Annotated in this window: 21 protein-coding genes; 6 read left to right on the plus strand and 15 right to left on the minus strand. The window is 65.1% G+C overall.

Annotation, left to right across the window (positions count from 1 at the left end; all coding sequences use genetic code 11):
• Positions 1-510 precede the first annotated feature (510 nt).
• Genes IQ16_RS34770 through cyoA form a run of 7 tightly spaced genes read right to left on the minus strand, consistent with a single transcriptional unit; the run spans position 511 to position 7444 of the window.
• Positions 511-1044 carry a response regulator transcription factor gene (locus IQ16_RS34770; RefSeq protein ID WP_018644151.1) on the minus strand — a complete coding sequence of 178 codons (534 nt, stop codon included), beginning with the start codon at positions 1042-1044 and terminating at the stop codon, positions 511-513.
• A complete protein-coding gene (locus IQ16_RS34775) occupies positions 1034-2434 on the minus strand; it encodes an ATP-binding protein (protein ID WP_026312170.1) in 1401 nt (466 codons plus the stop codon). The genes IQ16_RS34770 and IQ16_RS34775 overlap by 11 nt, the downstream gene beginning before the upstream one ends.
• Positions 2406-3254, minus strand: coding sequence for an SURF1 family protein (locus IQ16_RS34780; protein WP_018644149.1), 849 nt, complete (start codon positions 3252-3254; stop codon positions 2406-2408). Before IQ16_RS34780 ends, IQ16_RS34775 begins: the two co-directional genes overlap by 29 nt.
• A gap of 13 nt (positions 3255-3267) precedes the next feature.
• Positions 3268-3648, minus strand: coding sequence for a cytochrome o ubiquinol oxidase subunit IV (gene cyoD / locus IQ16_RS34785; RefSeq protein WP_018644148.1), 381 nt, complete (start codon positions 3646-3648; stop codon positions 3268-3270).
• Positions 3645-4274 (minus strand): cytochrome o ubiquinol oxidase subunit III, encoded by a 630-nt coding sequence (cyoC, locus tag IQ16_RS34790; RefSeq protein WP_018644146.1) that lies wholly within the window; start codon positions 4272-4274, stop codon positions 3645-3647. Before cyoC ends, cyoD begins: the two co-directional genes overlap by 4 nt.
• A complete protein-coding gene (gene cyoB, locus IQ16_RS34795; protein WP_018644145.1) occupies positions 4275-6272 on the minus strand; it encodes a cytochrome o ubiquinol oxidase subunit I in 1998 nt (665 codons plus the stop codon).
• An 11-nt stretch (positions 6273-6283) separates the two neighbouring features.
• Entirely contained in the window at positions 6284-7444 is a 1161-nt protein-coding gene (gene cyoA / locus IQ16_RS34800; protein ID WP_018644144.1) for a ubiquinol oxidase subunit II, read from the minus strand.
• A 181-nt stretch (positions 7445-7625) separates the two neighbouring features.
• Here cyoA and IQ16_RS34805 point away from each other — a divergent pair, with 181 nt between their 5' ends.
• On the plus strand, positions 7626-8954 hold the full coding sequence (locus tag IQ16_RS34805) for an MFS transporter (protein WP_026312169.1): 1329 nt from the start codon (positions 7626-7628) through the stop codon (positions 8952-8954).
• A gap of 182 nt (positions 8955-9136) precedes the next feature.
• Here the strand turns inward: IQ16_RS34805 and IQ16_RS34810 are convergent, their stop codons facing one another.
• Genes IQ16_RS34810 through IQ16_RS47550 form a run of 3 tightly spaced genes read right to left on the minus strand, consistent with a single transcriptional unit; the run spans position 9137 to position 11780 of the window.
• On the minus strand, positions 9137-10627 hold the full coding sequence (locus IQ16_RS34810; protein WP_018644142.1) for a M48 family metalloprotease: 1491 nt from the start codon (positions 10625-10627) through the stop codon (positions 9137-9139).
• A 32-nt stretch (positions 10628-10659) separates the two neighbouring features.
• Entirely contained in the window at positions 10660-11430 is a 771-nt protein-coding gene (locus IQ16_RS34815) for a thermonuclease family protein (RefSeq protein WP_321175532.1), read from the minus strand.
• A gap of 26 nt (positions 11431-11456) precedes the next feature.
• Positions 11457-11780, minus strand: coding sequence for a hypothetical protein (locus IQ16_RS47550; protein ID WP_158646959.1), 324 nt, complete (start codon positions 11778-11780; stop codon positions 11457-11459).
• Here IQ16_RS47550 and IQ16_RS34825 point away from each other — a divergent pair.
• The 3 genes from IQ16_RS34825 (at position 11758) to IQ16_RS34835 (ending at position 14642) form a co-directional block, all read left to right on the plus strand.
• Positions 11758-12963 carry an ABC transporter substrate-binding protein gene (locus IQ16_RS34825; RefSeq protein WP_018644141.1) on the plus strand — a complete coding sequence of 402 codons (1206 nt, stop codon included), beginning with the start codon at positions 11758-11760 and terminating at the stop codon, positions 12961-12963. The two genes, IQ16_RS47550 and IQ16_RS34825, sit on opposite strands and share 23 nt — an antisense overlap.
• Positions 12964-13098: 135 nt before the next feature.
• The gene (locus tag IQ16_RS34830; protein ID WP_018644140.1) at positions 13099-13890 is read left to right on the plus strand and encodes an enoyl-CoA hydratase; all 792 of its coding nucleotides are present in this window, start codon (positions 13099-13101) and stop codon (positions 13888-13890) included.
• A gap of 2 nt (positions 13891-13892) precedes the next feature.
• Positions 13893-14642, plus strand: coding sequence for a VOC family protein (locus tag IQ16_RS34835; RefSeq protein WP_020607939.1), 750 nt, complete (start codon positions 13893-13895; stop codon positions 14640-14642).
• A gap of 201 nt (positions 14643-14843) precedes the next feature.
• Here the strand turns inward: IQ16_RS34835 and IQ16_RS34840 are convergent, their stop codons facing one another.
• The 3 genes from IQ16_RS34840 to IQ16_RS34850 are packed head-to-tail and all read right to left on the minus strand — an operon-like array spanning position 14844 to position 17920.
• Complete coding sequence (locus IQ16_RS34840) at positions 14844-15662, minus strand: enoyl-CoA hydratase/isomerase family protein (RefSeq protein WP_018644138.1); 819 nt, start codon at positions 15660-15662, stop codon at positions 14844-14846.
• A 17-nt stretch (positions 15663-15679) separates the two neighbouring features.
• Entirely contained in the window at positions 15680-16840 is a 1161-nt protein-coding gene (locus IQ16_RS34845; RefSeq protein ID WP_018644137.1) for an acyl-CoA dehydrogenase family protein, read from the minus strand.
• A 15-nt stretch (positions 16841-16855) separates the two neighbouring features.
• On the minus strand, positions 16856-17920 hold the full coding sequence (locus IQ16_RS34850; RefSeq protein ID WP_026312168.1) for an acyl-CoA dehydrogenase family protein: 1065 nt from the start codon (positions 17918-17920) through the stop codon (positions 16856-16858).
• 246 nt (positions 17921-18166) lie between these two features.
• Between IQ16_RS34850 and IQ16_RS34855 the strand changes: the two genes are divergently transcribed.
• A complete protein-coding gene (locus IQ16_RS34855; RefSeq protein WP_018644135.1) occupies positions 18167-18952 on the plus strand; it encodes an SDR family NAD(P)-dependent oxidoreductase in 786 nt (261 codons plus the stop codon).
• 128 nt (positions 18953-19080) lie between these two features.
• On the opposite strand, the gene IQ16_RS34860 is transcribed toward IQ16_RS34855, so the two are convergent.
• Positions 19081-19353, minus strand: a complete 273-nt coding sequence (locus tag IQ16_RS34860; RefSeq protein WP_018644134.1) for a GlsB/YeaQ/YmgE family stress response membrane protein — start codon at positions 19351-19353, stop codon at positions 19081-19083.
• Between the two features lie 100 nt (positions 19354-19453).
• Entirely contained in the window at positions 19454-20047 is a 594-nt protein-coding gene (locus IQ16_RS34865; protein ID WP_018644133.1) for a YidB family protein, read from the minus strand.
• 161 nt (positions 20048-20208) lie between these two features.
• Here IQ16_RS34865 and IQ16_RS34870 point away from each other — a divergent pair, with 161 nt between their 5' ends.
• A complete protein-coding gene (locus IQ16_RS34870) occupies positions 20209-21216 on the plus strand; it encodes a 2-dehydropantoate 2-reductase (protein WP_026312167.1) in 1008 nt (335 codons plus the stop codon).
• The last annotated feature ends 12 nt before the right edge of the window (positions 21217-21228 follow it).

Below are 21228 nucleotides of genomic sequence, written 5' to 3' on the forward strand. Positions count from 1 at the left end.
ACCAGTGGATCAGGCGACGGTTGCGCGCCGTTGCCTGGAAGCAATGGAAGTATGGACCCGCTCGCTTTGCCGAGTTGCGACGCCGCGGCGTCGGCCGGGATCTGGCGGCGCAAACCGCCGGCAGCCCACGTGGCCCTTGGCGGCTCGCGAACAGCCCCGCGCTCACCATTGCTCTGCCAAACGGCTTCTTTGCCTCACTCGGCTTGGCTTCCGTCGCGGCACGGCGACCCGCATAATCCGCTGAACCGCCGGATACGGACCCGTATGTCCGGTGGTGTGGGAGGGGCGGAGCCGCGAGGCTTCCCCCTATCCCGATTGGGCCGTGGAGTGATGATGCGGTCGTCGGCTCAACAAACGCGGTGTCGTCCCGGCGAAGGCCGGGACCCATACCCCCAAGGAGAAGTTTGACGAAGAATGGTCGTTCGGTACTTCTACCGATCGCAACGATAGATTCCGCGGTATGGGTCCCGGCCTTCGCCGGGACGACGAGAAGAGAGACGCGCCCTGGTCCTACTTCACCGGCCGCTTCTCGAGCTTCCTCGCCAGTGTTCTGCGATGCATCCCCAATCGCCGCGCCGCCTCCGAGATATTGAAATCCGTCTCGATCAGGGTCTGGTGGATGCGCTCCCATTCCAGCGTCTTGATCGAGGTCGGCCGGCTGTCGAGTGCGACCTCGGCGTTGCCTTCGGCCTTGTGGAAGGCGGCCTCGATGTCGTCGGTGTTCGACGGCTTTGCGAGGTAATGGCAGGCCCCCAGCTTGATCGCTTCGACGGCGGTCGAGATGCTGGCAAAGCCGGTCAGCACCACGATCAGCATGTCCTCGTCATGCGTATGCAGCAGCTCGACGCAGGCGAGCCCGGAGGCGCCGCCGAGCTTGAGGTCGACCACGGCATGGCCGAAGGAGCGTTCCTCCAGCACCTTGCGCACCTCCTCGATCGAGGCGGCGATCACGACCTCGTAGCCGCGGCGCTCGAACGAGCGCTTCAGCGTGCGCGCAAAGCCGGAATCGTCCTCGACGACGATGAGCGAACGGTCAGGCGTCAAAGCTGCCTCCGATCGCGAGCGTTGCGAGCGGCAGCGTCAGGCGCACCGTGGCGCCGCGCTTCCTGTGGTTCTCGGCGGTCACGCTGCCGCCCAGCTTGCGCACCACATTCACCACCAGGAACAGGCCGAGCCCGCCGCCGGCGCGGCCCTTGCTCGAGTGGTAGGGCTTTCCGAGCTGCGCCAGCATCTCCAGCGCAAAGCCCGGGCCGCGATCGGAGATCGACAGCACGAGATTGTCGCCCTCGCGCTCGGCGACAAGCTCGACCCAGTCGCGAGAGACCTCGTAAGCGTTGTCGAGCACGTTGAAGATGACCTGCTTCAGCGCGACGTCGGAGACGATGGCGACGTCCTCGCCGAAAGTGTTGACGAAATAGAGCGTGCGCGCCGAACGGGCGTTGCGCCATTCGTCGACCAGAGCGGTGACGAACGCCGTCACCGTCGTCGGCGAGGAGCCTTCGCCGCGGGCCTCACCCGCCGACACCAGGATCCCAGTCACGATCGACTTGCAGCGCTGCAGCGAGGTCTCCATCTCCGCGAGGTCCTCGGCGAGCTCCTGCTTGGCGGCAAGATCCGGCATGCGGCGCCAGTCGCTGAGGATGACCGAGAGCGAGGCCAGCGGCGTACCGAGCTCATGCGCGGCGCCGGAGGCAAGCAGGCCCATGCGGACGATGTGATCCTGCTCGGCGGCATGCTGGCGCAGCGCCGCCAGATGCGCGTCGCGCTCGCGCAGGTTCCTGTTGATGCGGGTCACGAACACGACCAGCAGCACGGCATTGAGGGCGAAGCCCAGCAGCATGCCTGTGACGGTGAGGCTGTAGGTCTCGCTGATCGGGTTCGGCGGCAGCTCGAGCGGTCGATACGCCATCGTCAGCCAGACGAAGCACGCGCAGGTCAGCGCCACCAGCGACCAGGTCGATCGCGCGTCGAGCAGCACGGCGGCCAGCGTCACCTGGAGCAGGAAGAGTGACGTGAAGGGATTGGTCGCGCCGCCGCTGAGGTAAAGCTGCGCAGTCAGCGCCGCGACATCGAGCATCAGGGCAACCAGCAGCTCGTTGCTGGAGATCGCTGCGCGATGGCGGACCCAGACCAGACTGGAGACGTTGAGCAGCACCAGCGCGCCGATCACCGCACCCATCCGCTCCAGCGGCAGTGGGATTCCGAGCCAGAAATGCACGCCGCCGATGGTCACGATCTGGCCGACCACCGCGGTCCAGCGCAGCTGGATCAGCAGCGCCATATTCTTGCGGTTGGTCTCGTCGTCGGTGGGCGCAGCGCCGATCAGCTCGCTGCGCGTATCCGCCTGCGATTGCAGCGTGACGGCCAGTCCCCCGCTTTGGGCGAGCGTCTGCGTTCTTCCGTCGTCAGGCCTGTTCGACGATCGTTCCAGCATCTGATCCCGTCCTGCGGGCAGCGGCATCAGGGCCGCCGGCCGGTTCGTGGACGAAGCGCCTGCGGCGGAACAGCCCGCCGCCGAATGTGACGAGAAGTTTACCGGCCAGCATGAAAGCCAGGGCAAACCACGTCAGCGCATAGATCAGGTGGTTATTGGGAAAGCGGATCACGGTCAATCCGCCGATGGGCCCGCCGGCGCTTTGTGATCCGGCGTCGGCATCGACGAAAAACGGGGCGACGTCGTGGAGGCCGCGCGCCGCCGCGATCGCGGCGACGTCCCGCGAGTACCAGCGGTTGTGCTGGGGAACGTTGTTGCGGAGGAAGCCGCCCTTCGGCTCGGTGATCCGCAACAGGCCGGTGATCTCGACCTTGCCCTCGGGATTACCGGTCTGGCGCGTCGATGCGTCGCGCCGCTCGGTCGGCACGAAACCGCGGTTGACCAGAACCAGCGTACCGTCGGCGCGCTGAAGCGGCGTCAGCACCCAATAGCCGGGGCCTTCCTCGGTCACCGCCTGAACCAGCGTCTCGCGGTCGTGCAGGAAGCGGCCGGTGGCGCTGACGTGCCTGTATTCGTCGCTTGCGGCGGTGATTGTGGGCCAAGCCGCCGGCGCGGGGATCGGCTGGGCCGGGGCATGGACGCGCTGCTCGACGCGGTCGATCAGCGCCAGCTTCCAGGCGCGGCGCTCGATCTGCCAGACGCCAAGGGCGATCAGAAGTGCAAAGGCCGTGAGCGAGAGGACCGTGAGCCACAGGCGCGGACGCGCAGCCTTGCCGCCCGTCCGGTCTGCCTTGCTCGTCACGGTCCGAGTCTTGCTCACGTCAGGGTATCGCTCACTTCATTCCGCTCATCTGATGGATGGGCATCATGTTGCTGTTGAGGTGGCTCATCACCCACAGCGAACCGGACAGCGCGATCACCACCATGACGATGGTGAAGATCAGCGCCATCATGGTCCAGCCATTCTCGGACTTGGCGTTCATGTGCAGGAAGTAGACCATGTGCACGACGATCTGCACGACCGCGAAGGCCATGATGACGAGCGCGGTGATCTGCTTGCTCGGCAGCACGCCGCTCATCACCAGCCAGAACGGGATAGCGGTGAGCACGACCGAGAGCACGAAGCCGAGCATGTAGCCCGAGAACGTGCTGTGGGCGTGGCCGTCGTCGTGGTGATGGTCGTGCGCGCCGGCTGCGTGGGTATCGGTGCTCATCGCAGAACTCCCAGGAGATAGACGAAGGTGAAGACGCCGATCCAGACCACGTCGAGGAAGTGCCAGAACATCGACAGGCACATCAGGCGGCGGCGGTTGGCCTCGATCAGGCCGAATTTCCCGACCTGCACCATCAGCGTCACCAGCCAGATGATGCCGCAGGTGACGTGCAGGCCGTGGGTGCCGACCAGGGTGAAGAAGGCGGACAGGAAGGCGCTGCGCTGAGGGGTAGCGCCTTCATGGATCATGTGGGCGAACTCGGTGAGCTCGATGCCGATGAAGGCGAGACCGAACAGGCCGGTGATCGCCAGCCAGATCTGCGTCTGGGCGACCTTGTTCTGCTGCATCGTCAGCATGGCAAAACCATAGGTGATCGACGACAGCAGCAGCATCGAGGTGTTCACCGCGACCAGGTCGAGGTCGAACAGGTCCTTCGGCGCGGGGCCGGCGGCGTAGTTGGCGCCGAGCACGCCGAAGGTGGCGAACAGCATCGCGAAGATGAGACAATCGCTCATCAGGTAGATCCAGAAGCCGAGCGAGGTGCTGTAGCCTTCCGGATGCGGGTGTTCGTCGGCGAGATAGAACAGCGGCTCGCCGGTTTGCGTGGGATTGACAGCGACAGTCATTTACTTGGCTCCGGCGAGCAGTTTGGTGCGCGCGTCCTCGGTCCGGATGACGTCTTCAGCCGGAATGTCGAAGTCGCGGTGATAGTTGAAGGTGTGGCCGATCCCGACGACGAGCATCGCGAGGAAGCTCGCAGCCGCCAGCCACCAGATGTACCAGATCAGGCCGAATCCCATCGCGGTGGCGAGGCCGGCGAGGATGACGCCGGTGCCGGTGCTGCTGGGCATGTGGATCGGCTTGAACCCGGTGAGCGGACGCTGGTAGCCGCGCTTCTTCATGTCCCACCACGCGTCATTGTCGTGAACGACGGGGGTGAAGGCGAAGTTGTAGTCCGGCGGGGGCGATGAGGTCGCCCATTCCAGCGTGCGCGCGTCCCAGGGATCGCCGGTGACGTCCTTGAGCTGCTCGCGCTTGAGGAGGCTGACTGCGAACTGCATCAGCATCGAGAGGATGCCGAGGAAGACGAGGAAGGCACCGATCGCGGCGATGACGAACCAGATCTGCAGGGACGGATCGTCGAACACGCGCAGGCGGCGGGTCACGCCCATCAGGCCGAGCACGTAGAGCGGCATGAAGGCGAGGTAGAAGCCGACGACCCAGAACCAGAACGACAGCTTGCCCCAGAACACATCGAGCTTGAAGCCGAACGCCTTCGGGAACCAGTAGTTGATGCCGGCGAACGCGCCGAACACGACGCCGCCGATGATCACGTTGTGGAAATGCGCGATCAGGAACAGGCTGTTGTGCAGCACGAAGTCGGCCGGCGGCACCGCCAGCAGCACGCCGGTCATGCCGCCGAGCACGAAGGTCAGCATGAAGGCGATCGTCCACATCATCGGCAGCTCGTAGCGGATGCGGCCGCGATACATCGTGAACAGCCAGTTGAACATCTTCGCGCCCGTCGGGATCGAGATGATCATCGTGGTGATGCCGAAGAACGAGTTGACGCTGGCGCCCGAACCCATCGTGAAGAAGTGGTGCAGCCACACCAGGTACGACAGGATGGTGATGACCACCGTGGCGTAGACCATCGAGGTGTAGCCGAACAGCCGCTTGCCGGAGAAGGTCGAGGTGACTTCCGAGAAGATGCCGAAGGCCGGGAGAACCAGGATGTAGACCTCGGGGTGACCCCAGATCCAGATCAGGTTCACGTACATCATCGGGCTGCCGCCGAAATCGTTCGTGAAGAAGTTGGTGCCGACGTAGCGATCGAGCGAAAGCAGCGCGAGCACGACGGTCAGGACGGGGAAGGAGGCGACGATCAGGATGTTGGTGCAGAGCGAGGTCCAGGTGAACACCGGCATCTTCATCATGGTCATGCCGGGGCAGCGCAGCTTGACGATGGTGCAGATCAGGTTGATGCCGGATAACGTCGTTCCGACGCCGGCGACCTGCAGCGCCCAGATGTAATAGTCGACGCCGACGTCAGGACTGTAGCCGATGTTCGACAGCGGCGGATAAGCCAGCCAGCCGGTGCGGGCGAACTCGCCGATGAACAGCGAGGCCATCACCAGCACCGCGCCGCCGACCGTCATCCAGAAGCTGAAATTGTTCAGGAACGGGAACGACACGTCGCGCGCGCCGATCTGCAGCGGCACGACGTAGTTCATCAGGCCCGTGACCAGCGGCATCGCCACGAAGAAGATCATGATCACGCCGTGGGCGGTGAAGACCTGGTCGTAGTGATGGGCGTTGAGATAGCCTTCGGAGCCGCCAAAGGCCAGCATCTGCTGGCCGCGCATCATCAGCGCGTCGGCAAAGCCGCGCAGCAGCATGACGATGCCGAGGATCATGTACATGATGCCGATGCGCTTGTGGTCCACCGTGGTGAACCATTCGCGCCAGAGGTAGCCCCAGAGGCGGAAATAGGTGAGGCCGGCGAGCAGCGTGGCGCCGCCGAGCGCGACCACCGCGAAGGTGCCGACGACGATCGGCTCGTGCAGCGGCAGCGATTCGAGGCCGAGCCGGCCGAAGATGAGCTTGAGAAGATCAGGAGACATGCGCGTTCTCTTTAGGAGTCTGACTTCGGACGCTGTCCGAGGAAGAAGGACGAGGACTTCAGCGGCGTGAAGGTCGGCCGCTTCAGGCCGGCGCCGGTGAGCGGCGCAATGTCGGTGGGGGCCTTGATCGACGCGGTGGTCTGACCCTGCGGCGCATCCGGCGTGCAGGTGCCGGCGACGAAGGTCGGCTCCGGCCCGAGCGGGGTGCCGCGGCGGGCGTACTTGTCGTAGGTGAGCGGGAGAGTGTTGTTCAGGCCCTCATGGCCGCGGCCGCCCTTGGCGTCGATCGCCATCATCTCGCTCTGGCACATCTTGCCGGTCTCGACGCACATGTTGAGGATCAGGCGGTAGAGATCGGAATCGACCGTGCCGTAGCGGCGCACCGGCTCGTTCTCGCTGGGCTTCTCGAGCTTGAGATATTCGGCGCGGCCGAGCGAGCCACCGGCGGATTTGGCCTGCGCGACCCAGGCGTCAAAGGCCTTGTCGTCGAGGCCCTGGAAGTTGAAGCGCATGCCGGAGAATCCGGCGCCGCTGTAGTTGGCCGAGAAACCCTTGTAGGTGCCGGCGTGGTTCACGACGGCGTGGAGCTTGGTCTCCATGCCCGGCATCGCATAGATCTGGCCGGCGAGCGCGGGGATGTAGAACGAGTTCATCACCGAGGAGGCGGTGATGCGGAACTTGATCGGACGATCGACGGGAGCTGCGAGATCGTTGACGGTGGCGATGCCGTAGTCCGGATAGATGAAGAGCCATTTCCAGTCGAGCGCGACGACGTCGACCTCGAGCGGGGCCCTGGACTGGTCCACGGCCTGCTCCGCCTTGATGCGGCCGAGGGTGCGATAGGGGTCGAGCAGATGCGTGCCCATCCAGGTCAGCGCGCCCAGGCAAACGATGATCAGCAGCGGCGCCGACCAGATCACCAGCTCGAGCTTGGTCGAGTGGTCCCATTCCGGCTCGTAGCGGGCGGAGGTGTTGGACTGGCGGTAGCGCCAGGCGAACAGCACCGTCAGCGCCATCACGGGGACGACGATCAGGAGCATCAGGACGGTGGAGATGATGACGAGGTCGCGCTGCTGGGCAGCGATGTCGCCGGCTGGCGCCAGCACGACGTAGTCGCAGCCGCTGAGTGCGGCAGCCAGAGGTAGTAGCGCCAGGATCTTGAGACGAGACACGGGCCGAGCCTTTGAGAATGAGTTTCCTTTGCGGGGCCAACGGGTAGCTGCGACGCAGCAATCCGGACATTGGACAATTTGTCCAATGTTGCACTGCGGAATGTTGGGCCAGACAGGGCCGGATTGCCTGGCTACCCGCCGGGCGGTCGGCTTTGGTTTTCAGGACGTTAAGGGCGCACGAATGGCGACGGCACAGACCCCCGCAATGGCAGACCTCCACTCGGGCGAGCACGGCCACGACCAGGCCAGTCCCGGCGAGATCGCCATCGGCGTCATCATCGGGCGCACCTCGGAATTCTTCGACTTCTTCGTCTTCGCGATCGCCTCGGTGATCGTGTTCCCGCGCCTGGTGTTCCCGTTCACCAGCGAACTGACCGGCACGCTCTATTCCTTCATGATCTTCGCGCTGGCGTTCCTGGCGCGGCCGATCGGCACCGTCATTTTCATGACGGTCGACCGGGAGTACGGCAAGACGGCCAAGCTGGTTTCGGCGCTGTTCCTGCTCGGCACCGCCACCGTCGCGCTGGCCTTCCTGCCCGGCTATCACGAGATCGGTGTTGCCGCGATCTGGCTGCTGGCGCTGGCGCGCATCGCGCAGGGTCTGGCCTGGGGCGGCGCCTGGGACGGCATGGCCTCGCTGCTGGCGCTGAATGCGCCGGCCTCCCAGCGCGGCTGGTACGCGATGGTGCCGCAGCTCGGGGCTCCGCTCGGGCTGATCGTGGCGAGCGCGCTGTTCGCCTATTTCGCCGGCAACCTCTCGGCCGACGACTTCTTCGATTGGGGCTGGCGCTATCCGTTCTTCGTTGCTTTCGCCATCAACGTCGTGGCGCTGTTCGCCCGCCTGCGCATGGTGACGACGGAAGAATACGCCTCGCTGTTCGAGACCCGCGAACTGCAGCCCTCGCGCATCTCCGACACCGTCGCGCGCGAAGGCCACAACATCATGCTCGGCGCGTTCGCGCCGCTGGCGAGCTTCGCGCTGTTCCACATGGTCACGGTGTTTCCGCTGTCCTGGGTGTTCCTGTTCACCCGCGAGAGCCCGGTGCGCTTTCTGATCATCGAGATCGTCGCCGCCGTGTTCGGCGTTGCCGCGATCGTGGCCTCCGGCGTCATCGCCGACCGCGTCGGCCGCAAGTCGCTCTTGATGGGTTCGGCGATCGCGATCGCGATCTACAGCGGCTTTGCGCCGCAGCTGCTCGACGCCGGCGCGTTCGGTGAGACCATCTACATGGTGATCGGCTTCATCCTGCTCGGCCTCTCCTTCGGCCAGTCCTCGGGCGCGATCGCCTCGAACTTCAAGCAGGCGTATCGCTACACCGCCTCGGCGCTGACCTCCGACATGGCCTGGCTGTTCGGCGCCGGCTTCGCGCCGCTGGTCGCGCTGCTGCTTGCGACCAATCTCGGCGTCATCGCTTCGGGCGCCTATCTGCTCTCCGGTGCGTTCTGGACCCTACTCGCGCTCTGGCTCAGTGGCCAGCGCGAGGCCGGGGATATGGACGCGGGCGCTTAATCAAGCGCGGAGCCTGTAGGGTGGGCAAAGGCGCATAGCGCCGTGCCCAACACCTTTCAGCGATTGTGGTGGGGAATGGTGGGCACGCTTCGCTTTGCCCACCCTACGGCAGCGAATTTGTAGCCCAGATCCCGGGTTCGCTGCTCAAGCGCGCCCCGGGATGACGTGCGCTTAGCGCAACCTCAATCCGCGACGACCTTCACGCGATCCCGCACCTTTACCTGCGCGGTGCGGTCGAGGCCGTTGAGCACGCGGAAGCGCTCGGCGGGGTGGTCGACGCCGGCCATGCGGTGGGAGAGCGATTCCACGGTGTCGCCGGGCTGCACGGTGATGACCTTGATGCGCAGCGGGCGCGCGGCCTGGATCTCGTCGAGCGTCAGGCGGCGAAATGAGTTGACGGTCTCGCGCGCGTTGCGCTCGCTCTCGGTCGATTTCTGCCGGGCCGCGAAGATGAAGCGGTAGACGTCGCTGCCGAAGCGCAGCGCATAGACCTTGAACTGCCACTGGTCGCCCTTGGCGGTGGCGGACGCGGCCGGGAAACCGTTGATGGTGATATCCTCGGTCGAGGCCTTCTCGACGCCTTCCATCCAGCCCGAATTGAGGTAGTCGCCGAGCGACTGCTCGGCCGGGACGCGCACGACGTCGAAGCGCATCGCCTGCGAACCGCCGTCGCGCACGCCGATCACCGCCTGCGCGGTGTTGTCGAGCGTGAAATTATCAGGCGCCTGGAAGGTGAAGCCGAGTTTCGGATGCAGGAAACGGCGGCCGCGAACGAAGCCTTCGCTGGGGTCTTCGCCATAGACGAGGTTGTCGATCGCGGCGAGGTAGCTCTCGCGGTCGCGCTCGGCGCCCTCAGGCGCCGCATATTGCCGCGCGATGTTCTGCGCATTCTGCACGCGCTCGGGTGTCGCCGGATGCGACGAGGTGAAATCCTGCGCGCGCGGATCGAGCGAGCTCTTGCCGGCCTTGAGCTCGGCATTGCGCTCCATCGCCGAAAGGAAGCGTGCGGCTCCATAAGGATCGAAATGCGCTTTCGCGGAGATGCCAACGCCGATGCCGTCTGCCTCGAACTCCTGGTTGCGCGAAAAGCTCGCCATGGTGAGCTTAGTCTTGGCGAGCGCGAGCGCAGTGAGGTCGGGGTCGTTGCTCATGTCGGTGACGACGCGGGTGACGATCGCGGCCTGGCGCGCCTGGTCCTCGCGCATCGCGGCGTGCTTGGACAGCACATGCGCCATCTCGTGGCTGAGCACGGAGGACAATTCCGAGGTGTCGCTCGCCAGCGCAAGAAGGCCGCGCGTCACATAGAGCTGGCCGTTCGGCAGCGCGAAGGCGTTCACCGCGCCGGAATTGAGAATGGTGACCTTGTAGCCCTGGTCGGGGCGGTCGGACGCGGCGACCAGCCGGTCGACGGTCTTGCTGACGAGCGATTCGAGCCTGGGGTCGTCATAGGCGCCGCCATAGCTCGCCAGGATGCGCTCGTGCTCCTTCTCGGTGGCCGGGGTCTGCGCGACCGCAGGCTTCGGCTTGGGCATCGCCACGGTGGGCGGGGCGGCGGCGGTCTGGAACCGGTTCATGTCGCCGCAGCCGGCGAGAAGCCCGCCCAGCGCAAGGCAAAGCGCGGCCGGCGCAGCCCGCAGGCGGCGGCAATCACCCAGTCCGTGCCGTTCTAGCACCCCATTCACGTCGCTTAACCCGTGCCTGGCCGTTACGGCCTTACCCCAGTAGGCTCATTTGCGCCCAGCAATTCAACCTGTCCCAAGAGACGCACATCGATACGCGGCCCCGTCGTCCCCTCAATCCAGCCCCGGACCCGAATACGTCGGTTCTCCAAAGACTTAGGGGAAATCCCGGCACTTTCGAACGCCGGTAGTGCGCGCTTTGAAATAGTCACGGCAAAGCCGCGTGTCCAGTTCCGTCCGAAGTTGAGGTAGGTCGTTGCCCCAGCTTGCCGGACCGACAGGACTTTGCCCTCGACCACCATAAAGCGCCCGATCCCCGCCAAAATATCGTCCGGACTTTCCGGGTTTTTTATGGCCGATGGGTCAGCCCACCTGCCCATTTTTTGGCGCCTTGCCTGCGCCTCCGACGCCATCAGGGTGGCCGCGCAGTCCTTGTCGGTGATTTCGGCGGAGGCAATCGCGTCGCCCTGGGCCAGAAGCATGGCTTGGACGGACGTGTCGCTTTCATCGATGAAGACCAGTGCGCCCTGGCGGCCGTAGCGGTCGGGCGTGTCGTCGGTGCTTCGCAGCGTCACGTCGCGGCCGGCGAGCAGGGATGTCAGCGCCTGCTTCGTCGTCGCCGTCGGCTCGATGCCGGCGAGACGGATCTCGCGACCGTCATCGAGCCGCACGCTGCGCGCATCGACGATAGCGGCGACGCGGCCTTCGCCTTGCGATTCGAATTGGCACGGTGCCGTGAACGCGGTGTGACCCGCGAAAATGAAAAATGCGATGATGGGACGAAGCAGTCGCGTCACGTGACCCGGAGAGGTTGTGTTGCGCGTTAGCTTAACTCAAGCGTGGCGGGGCGCGAAGGGGCTTCCTCGAACGCCGTCATTGCGAGCGCAGCGAAGCAATCCAGACTGTCTCTGCGGAAAGACTCTGGATTGCTTCGCTGCGCTCGCAATGACGATGTGGAAGCATCTTTCCGCACGCCACCATTCCGTTTTGCGGAAAACATGCGCAGCAATCGTGCGCTTGCAGCACCCCCGTGCTTGCTGCGCTCTCGCGCATGCGGCATGATTGCGGCAACAGCAATAACCAAGCCGCCATCAGAGCACGGCGCGATAAGGGAGGTCTTTTCGATGAAGAATGTTTTGTCCGGCATTTTTGCCGCCGCGTTTGCCCTGAGTACGAGCGCCGCGCAGGCCCAGGACAAGCCGCCACTCAAGATCGGCGGCATCCTCGACATGTCGAGCCTCTATGCCGACATCACCGGTCCCGGCAGCGAGACCGCGGCGAAGATGGCCGTTGAGGATTTCGGCGGCGAGGTGCTGGGACGCAAGATCCAGGTGCTGGCTGCCGACCATCTCAACAAGGCCGATCTCTCCGGCAACATCGCTCGCGACATGCTCGACAATCAGGGCGTGGAGATGATCTACGACGTCGCGGCGTCGGCGACTGCGCTCGCCGCCGGCGAGATCGCGAAAGCGCGCAACAAGATCATCATGTTCAACGGACCGGGCTCGATCCGTCTCTCCAACGAGGCCTGCGGTCCCTACACCGTCCACTACGTGTTCGACACCTTCGGACAGGCCAACGTGACAGGCCTTGCCGCCGTGAAGTCGGGCCTCGACACCTGGTTCTTCCTGACCGCGGACTATGCTTTCGGCCAGGATCTGGAGAAGGACACCAGCAACGTCGTGACCAAGACCGGCGGCAAGGTGCTCGGCAGCGTCCGCCATCCGCTCAACACGTCGGATTTTTCGTCGTTCCTGCTCCAAGCCCAGGCCTCCAAGGCCAAGGTGATCGGCCTCGCCAACGCCGGCGGCGACACCGTCAACGCCATCAAGCAGGCGGCCGAGTTCGGCATCACCAAGGGCGGTCAGAAGGTCTCGCCGCTGCTCGCCTTCGTCACCGACATCGACTCGATCGGGCTGGAGACCGCGCAGGGCCTGCTGCTGGCCGAGGCCTTCTATTGGGACATGAACGACGAGACGCGCGCGTTCTCGAAGCGCTTCATGGAGCGGGTCAAGCGGCCGCCGACCTCGGCGCAGGCCGGCGTCTATTCGTCAGTGACCCATTACCTCAAGGCCGTGAAGGCGGCCGGCACGACCGATGCCGCCGCGGTCATGAAGGTGATGAAGGAGACGCCGATCAACGACTTCTTCGCCAAGGGTGGCAAGATCCGCGAGGACGGCCGCATGATCCACGACATGTACCTGTTCGAGGTGAAGAAGCCGTCGGAGTCCAAGGGCCGCTGGGACGACTACAAGCTGCTCGCCACCGTGCCCGGCAGCGAGGCGTTCCAGTCGCTGGAGCAGTCGCGTTGCCCGTTGGTGAAGAAATAAACCTCGTCATTGCGAGCGCAGCGAAGCAATCCAGAGATGCTTCCGCCGAGACAGTCTGGATTGCTTCGTCGCTTCGCTCCTCGCAATGACGGGTGGGGTGATAGCTCGGTCAAACAACAACAAGGGAGACGTCCTGTGAGCAACGACATGGTCCTGCAAAAGCTCGAAGGCGGGCTGCTCACCATCACGATGAACCGCCCGGAGCGGAAGAACGCGCTCAATCCCGACATGGTGCGCGGGCTGGTCGAGGCGGCGCGCCGTGCGGCTGACGACCCGGAGGTGCGCGCGGTGCTGTTCAAGGGCGCCGGAGGCTCGTTCTGCGTCGGCGGTGACGTCAAGTCGATGGCGGAGGGCCGCGCGCCGCTGCCGTTCGAGCAGAAGCTTGCGAATCTGCGCCGTGGCATGGAGGTCTCGCGCATCCTGCACCAGATGCCGAAACCGGTGGTGGCGCAGCTCGACGGCGCGGCGGCCGGCGCGGGCCTCTCGATGGCGCTGTCCTGCGACCTGCGCATCGCCTCTGAATCCTGCAAGATCACCACCGCCTTCGCGAAAGTCGGCTTCTCCGGCGATTACGGCGGCACCTATTTCCTGACCCAGCTGCTCGGCGGCGCGCGGGCGCGCGAGCTCTATCTGATGTCGCCGGTGCTGACCGCGAAGGAAGCGCACGCGATCGGCATGGTGACGAAGGTCGTGCCCGACGCCGAGATCGATGCGGCCGCGCATGAGCTGGCGTTGTCGCTGGCGCAAGGGCCCTCGATCGCGCTCGGCTATATCAAGCGCAACATCAACAATGCCGAGCATCTGGCGCTGGAGGATTGCTTCGACGGCGAGGCCATCCACCACACCCGCTGCGGCGACACCGCCGATCACAAGGAGGCGGCAAAAGCCTTCGTCGAGAAGCGCAAGCCCGCCTTCAGGGGCGAGTGACGATGGCGTCCTACATGCGCTTGCGGCAGATCTGCCTGGTCGCGCCGCATCTCGAGCCCGTGATCACCGACATCGCCCGGATCATGGGTCTCGCCGTCTGCTATCGCGACGGCAATGTCGCCAAATACGGCCTGGAGAATGCGCTGCTCCCGGTCGACACGATCCTGCTGGAGGTGGTGGCGCCCTTCAAGGACGGCACCACGGCCGGCCGCTTCATCGAGAAGACCGGCGGCCGCGGCGGCTACATGGCGATCTTCTGCTGCGATGATCCCGACGAGCGCGGCCGCAACGCCAACGCCATGGGTGTGCGCACCGCCAACGTCATCGACCATGCACCCTATCACGGCGTCCAGCTCCACCCCCGCGACTGCCGCGCCGCCTTCATCGAGTTCAACCACACCGAAGGCAGCGACGACATTTTGGGCCAGTATCCGCCAGCAGGGCCGGACTGGCAGAAGTTCATCCGCACGGATGTGACGCAGGCGCTGACGGGTGTGGAGATGCAGAGTCCGGATCCGCAGGGGCTGGCGGAGCATTGGGGCAAGATCATCGGCGTTGCGCCACGCGATGCCGAATTGGAGCTGCCCAATGCCACTTTCCGCTTCGTCAAGGGCGCCAGCGAGATCATGAGCGCGATGGAGTTTCGGGTGGCTGACGTGGCCCAGGTGCTGCATGCCGCCAAGGCGAGGGGCCTTGCGGTCGCGGGGAACGAGTTTCTGCTCGGCGGTGTGACGTTCCGGCTTGGTGCGTGAGCGGTTGCCACACGCACCGCTGTCGTCCCGGACAAGCGAAGCGCAGATCCGGGACCCATAACCACAGGGAGTGGTTTGGCGAAGACTCGGAGTTGTCAACGCGCGTTACAACCACTCCCTGTGGTTATGGGTCCCCGCTTTCGCGGGGACGACAGGGAGTTTGTGGAAGCGCTAGAGGGACACGGCGAGACCCTGCCGCAATCACCTTCCCCTGAAATTCGCCGCGCGCCGCTCCTCGGTCGCTTTCACACCTTCCTTGAAATCCTCCGTCGCGCGCAGGCGCGTCTGCTCGGCGAGCTCGTGATTGGTCGCGGCCATGACGCGGTCGGCGAGGCCGTTGCGCAACGTGGCGCGGGTCGAGAGCAGGCCGAGCGGGGAGCATTCGGCGATTTCGCCGGCGAGCTTCATCGCGGTCGACTTCACCTGGTCCTGCGGCACCAGCTCGTTGGCGAGGCCCCATTTGTAGGCCTCTTCGCCGGTGACGCGGCGGCTGGTGTAGAACATCAGCTCGGCGTTGTTCTTGCCGATCAGCTCCGGCAGCGTCACCGTGAGGCCGAAGCCGGGATGGAAACCGAGCTTGGTGAAGTTGGCGGAGAAGCGCGCTTCGGGGCAGGTGACGCGGAAGTCGGCGGAGACCGCAAGGCCCAGGCCGCCGCCAATGGCGGCGCCCTGCACGGCGGCGACGATCGGCTTCTTGGCGCGGAAGATGCGCACGGCCTGGATGTAGAGATGGCTGATCTGGCCGAGATTGTCAGCCGGATCGCCTTTCTTGGCCTGCTCGGCCTCGCGCACTTCCTGCGCCTGTCGGGCCGGGTCGCCGAAATTGGCGCCGGCGCAGAACGCCTTGCCTTGCGCCGACAGGACGGAAGCCCGGATTTCGATGTCGCGGTCGAACTCGTCGAGCGCGTCCGCGATCTGGTTGATCAGCGAGATGTCGAAGAAGTTGAGCGGCGGGCGACGAATCTCGATGGTGCCGACGTGCCCAACCTTCTCGACGCCGATGTCTTTATACGTGCTCATGATGATCCTCGACTGAATTAGCGCAGGCCAAGCCCGCGCGCGATGATGCCGCGCAGCACCTCGGTGGTGCCGCCCTGGATGGTGAGTTTCGGTGCGGTCTTGATCGCGAAGTCGAGCTGCCGCTCCAGCGTCTCGCGATTGGTCGCGGTCTCCTCGACGAAGGCGGCGAGATCGCGCACGCGGTGCGGAAGCTGCTGCTCCCAGACCGTGCCGATGTCCTTGACGATGGACGCCTCCACCACCGGCTCCTTGCCGGCCTGCAGCATGCCGGCAACGGAGACCGACATGCGCCGCATGGTGTGGAGCTGCGCGACGAGGCGGCCGATGCCTTCGGCGCTGCGCGTATCCGGGTTGGGACCGACCGCGCGGACCAGCTCGGTCAGCACGTAGTAGGTTTCGAGGAAACGCTCGGGACCCGAACGCTCATAGGCGAGCTCGCTCGTCGCCTGCTTCCAGGCGCCGTCGACTTCGCCGAGCACGTGATCGTCGGGGATGAAGTGATCGGTGAAGACGACCTCGTTGAACTCGTACTGTCCGGTGATCTGGCCGATCGGGTTCACCTTGATGCCGGGCTGCTTCATCTTGACCAGGAATTGGGTCAGGCCGTGACGGCGGTTTTCCTTGGTCGGCGGCGAGGTGCGGAAGATCGCGATCATGTAGTCGGCGATGTGCGCCGACGAGGTCCAGATCTTGGTGCCGTTGATGAGGTAGCCGCCGTCGGTCTTGGTCGCGCGCGTTTTCGCCGCGAACAGGTCGGAGCCGGAGTTCGGCTCGCTCATGCCGATCGCAAAGCAGATCTCGCCGCGGCAGATCCGCGGCAATATCTCCATCTTGATGTGCTCGGGCGCATATTTCAGCAGCACCGGCCCGCTCTGGCGGTCGGCGACGAAGAAGCGCCGCGTCGGCGCGTTGGCGACGCGCATCTCCTCGGTGACGACGTAGCGCTCAAGGAAGGAGCGCTCCTGGCCGCCATATTTTTTCGGCCAGGTCATCCCCAGCCAGCCCTTGGCGCCGACCCGGCGGGAAAATTCCGGCGCGTCGGTGTCCTCGCGGTTGGGCTTGTTCGGATCGAAGGTGCCGGCTGCGATTTCCTCAGCGAGGAAGGCGCGTACTTCCTTGCGCAGTTGCTCGCATTTTTCGGGCAGGCGGATCGGATCGAAACGGAGGGCTGCGGTCATGTGTTCTCTCTCCGATCAGCGCGACGCCACGAGCGGCCACAATTCATCGGCGCCTCTGGTGGCGACCAGCTTGCCGAGCTCGACGGCCCAATGGCTTTCCGAACCGAAATCGTCACGCCAGGCCAGTGCCCGCAGCGAATAGCGGTGCAGGATGTGCTCCATGGTGAAGCCGATCGCCCCGTGGACCTGATGCGCGATGCCGCCGCCCTTTTCGGCGGCTTCCGCGCAGCGGATCTTTGCCGAGGCGGCTTCGAGATAGACCTCGTCGTTGAACGATTTTGCATTCGCGATGGCGTCGGCCGCAGATGTTGCGGCCGCAAGCGCCGCAGCGGACTCGCCGGCGAGGCGCGCGAGGTTGTGCTGCACGGCCTGGAATTTCGAGATCTTCTTCTCGAAGGCGACGCGCTCGTTGGAGTAGCGCACGGAAATGTCGAGCATCGCTTCCAGCGCGCCGGCGATCTGCAGGCTGCGCGCAACGCCGCCCATCAGCATCAGGGTCGTCTGGTCGAGCCCCTTTGGTGCTGGCTTGATCGTGATCGGCTGGACCTTGTCGAGCGTCACGGTGTCGCTGTGGTCGTAGCCGACATTGAGCCCGGATTCGATCCGCCCCGTGCTGGCATCGACCAGCGCGATGACCGCGCCATCCTTGCCGTGCGCCAACACCGCAAAATGTTTCGCTGCCTTGGCGAAGGGCACGCCGCGGGCACGGCCGGAGAGCGCGCCATCGGCATCAAGGGTGATGCGATCCTTCGGGCTCGCCGGCACGACCGTCATCTCGCCCTCGGGCGAGGCGATCCTGGCCTGTGCGAGCAGCCAGCCCGCCAGCATGGTCTCGGCGAGGGGAACCGCGACGGCGAAGCGGCCGGCGGCGTTCAGCAAGGCAAAACCGTCGGCAAGGCTCGCGCCGGAGCCGCCGAGATCGTCAGGCACCCACGCCAGCGGCAAGCCGGCTTCGCTCAGCGCCTGCCACAGCGGCGCCTGCCACGAATTGTTCTTGTCGTTGTTGATGGTTTGCGGATCGGCGAGATCGGCGAAGATTTTTTCCGCGGTCTCGACGACGATATTGTCACTCTCCGCCACAGCGTTCCCCGTGTTTTGCCATTGGCGCGCCTGCCTGATGAGCTGGCGTGCAGTCTCTTCTTGCGCCCGATGATCGGAAAAAGCCATGGCCCTGACAAGCGTTGATCGCAGGTCCATCTGCGGCGCGGACATGGGGGCGAGAGCTGGCCTGGACTAATTCCGCTTAGCGGAGTTTGCTCGATTTGCAGGGCGCGGCAAACTCGCTAAACAGGGCGCCAGCAACTTACAAAAGGAAGGAAATACCGGATGGCAAAGGACGGCTTGTGCGCAATCGTGACGGGGTCCGCATCCGGCCTCGGAGCTGCGACCGCAGAAATTCTCGCACGGAGCGGGGCGCGGCTCGTCATCAACTATTCGTCGAGCCAGAAGGAGGCCGAGGCCACTGCGGAAGTCTGCCGCAAGGCGGGCGCTGCGGAGGTGCTGGTTGCGCAGGGCGACGTCTCGAAGGATGAGGATTGCCGCAAGATCGTCGCGGCAGCGAGCGGCTGGGGCCGCCTCGACGTGCTCGTCAATAATGCCGGCATCACCAAGCATGTCGCCCATGCCGATCTCGACGGCTTGTCGGCTGAGGATTTCCAGCGGCTCTATGGCGTCAACACCATCGGCCCGTTCCAGATGGTGCGCGCCGCGCGCAGCCTGCTGGAGGCCGGTGCGAAGGCATCGGGCCGCCCGTCGGCGGTCGTCAACGTGTCGTCGGTCGCCGGCATCAGCGGCGTCGGCTCGTCGATCGCCTATGCCGCGAGCAAGGGCGCGCTCAACACCATGACCTTGTCGCTGTCGCGCGCGCTGGCGCCGCTGATCCGCGTCAACACGGTGTGCCCCGGCTATATCGACACGCCCTGGTTCACCAAGGGCCGCGGCGAGGCGGGTGCCAAGCAGGTGCGCGACAGCGTGGTGGCGAAGGTGCCGCTGAAGGTCGCATCATCCGCCGACGACATCGCGCAGCTCGTCTGCTTCCTGGCGATGCCGGCCTCCAGCAACATGACCGGCGAGGTCGTGCGCATGGATGCTGGGATGCATTTGATTACCTAACTCGTCATTGCGAGCGAAGCGAAGCAATCCAGAACGTGTCCGCGGTGACAGTCTGGATTGCTTCGTCGCAAGAGCTCCTCGCAATGACGATGTGGAGGCAGTGTGCCTTCCACCGACGCCTTAGCGCGCTACCCTTTTATCACCCCGCTGGCCACCAGGCGGTGCCAGATGAACAGCACCACCACCGCGCCGACTGTGGCCATGATGAAGCCGGCGCCCTGGTCGGGGCTGTAATGACCGATGGCCTGACCGATGAAGGTCGCCAGAAACGCACCCGCAATGCCGAGGATGGTGGTGAGGATGAAGCCGCTCGGATTGTTCGGCCCCGGCGCGAGCCAGCGCGCGATGAGGCCGGCGATGAAGCCGACGATGATGATCCACAACAGGCCGCCGAAACTCATGACAGTGCTCCTCCCCTTCCTGAATTCGCAGAGCGTGATCCGGAAAAGTGTGCCGCGGTTTTCCGAGCGGATCACGCTCAAACTGAACTGAAGACTTCTGCTAAATCCTGCCCGAGATTTCATTCTCGGTCGGCAGCCGTCCGTCCGGCGTCAGATGATCGACCACCTGCGGCAGATATTGGCTGAGACCGGAGAGCAGCTCCTCGCGCGACAGGCCGCTCTGGGCGGACAGGCTCTGGATCTGGTCGGCACCGAGCGCATTGGCCAGATCGCCTGGCGCAATCGGCTTGTTCTCGCCCTTGCCAACCCAGGAATTCGCGGTCTCGCCCTGGCCGCCCTGCTGGAGCTGCTTGAGGAGATCGCCGAGCCCGCCGCTCAGCACGGTGCCGGCCGCGCCACCGGCGAGCAGGCCGCCGAGGCCGCCCTTGAGCAGATCGCTGAGGCCGCCGCTGTCGCCGGGAAGCGCGGCATTGCCGGTGTTGACTGGCGTCGGAGGCGGCAGCGGTGAGCGCTGCTGCGGGGCAGGCGCCGCGTCGGGCTGGCCCGCCGTCAGATGCTTGAAGGCCTTCCAGGCGATCAGGCCTAGCAGCGCCATGGTCATCGGCGACATGCCGCCGGAGGATTGCTCTGAGCTTGGCGTGCTCTGGCCGCGGGGGCCGTTCTGCATGCCGTTGAGGACATCGAGTAGACCCATGGTACTCTCCTTTGGCGTCTCGTTCGGCGAGCGCTCGCCGCTGACTGCCCCCGGGGCGAAAACATATGGGGCTCTCATGACGGTTACAAGGCGGATGCGTCGCAACCATTGGGCAGGCGGCGTTGCCTCTGCTATCGAAGCGGGACGATAAGGAGAACGAGGTGGTTGCGGATCGACCCATCGTGGTGGCCGGGGCGGGCGCCATCGGCTGTTTCGTCGGCGGCATGCTGGCAGCGGCCGGCCGCCGCGTCGCGCTCCTGGTGCGGCCGCGGGTGAAGACCGAGATCGAGCGGTTCGGCCTGCTTCTGACCGATTTCGACGGCTCCGAGACGAAGCTCGGCGCCGGCCAGCTCGCGCTCTCGGAAGACCCTTCGATCTTCCACAGCGCCGGAGTTGTGCTTGTCACGGTGAAGAGCGCCGACACCGCCGAGGTCGCGGACCAGATAGCGCAGCACGCGCCGCAGGATGCCGTGATCGTCTCGCTTCAGAACGGGATCGGCAATGTCGCGGTCTTGCGCGAACGCCTCGGCGGCCGGCGCGTGCTCGCCGGCATGGTGCCGTTCAACGTGGTCGCGATGGGCGAGGGGCGCTTCCACCGCTCGAGCTCCGGCGACATCCATGTCGGAGAAGACGAGGCACACACCGCCGGGACACTTTCGGTGCCCGGCCTCAATGTGCGCGCGAGCGGTGACATGACCGGCGTGCAATGGGGCAAGCTGATCATCAATCTGAACAACGCGCTCAGCGCGTTGTCCGACATGCCGCTCGCCGCGCAACTGGCAAACCGCGACTGGCGAAGATTGTTCGCCGACCAGATGGCGGAGGGCCTGGCTGCCCTGCAGGCCGCCGGCATCGCGCCGGTCTCGTCGACGCCGATCCCGATGAACTGGTCGCCGACCTTGCTGCGACTGCCCGACATGATCTTCAATGCGATCCTCGGGCGGACCATGAAAATCGATCCCGAGGCGCGCTCCTCGATGTGGCAGGATCTGAAGCAGGGTCGCAAGACCGAGATCGACTATCTCCAGGGCGAAGTCATCGCGCTTGCCGAGCAGAACAATGTCGCCGTGCCGCTGATGCGCCGCATTGTTGCGCTGGTGAAGGAGGCGGAAGTTGCCGGCAACGGCCCGCCCGGGCTGTCGCCGCAGCAGATTCGCGGGACGGCCTGAGTGCAGGGAGGA

It is taken from the genome of Bradyrhizobium huanghuaihaiense (assembly GCF_007830635.1).
Classification (GTDB): domain Bacteria; phylum Pseudomonadota; class Alphaproteobacteria; order Rhizobiales; family Xanthobacteraceae; genus Bradyrhizobium; species Bradyrhizobium huanghuaihaiense.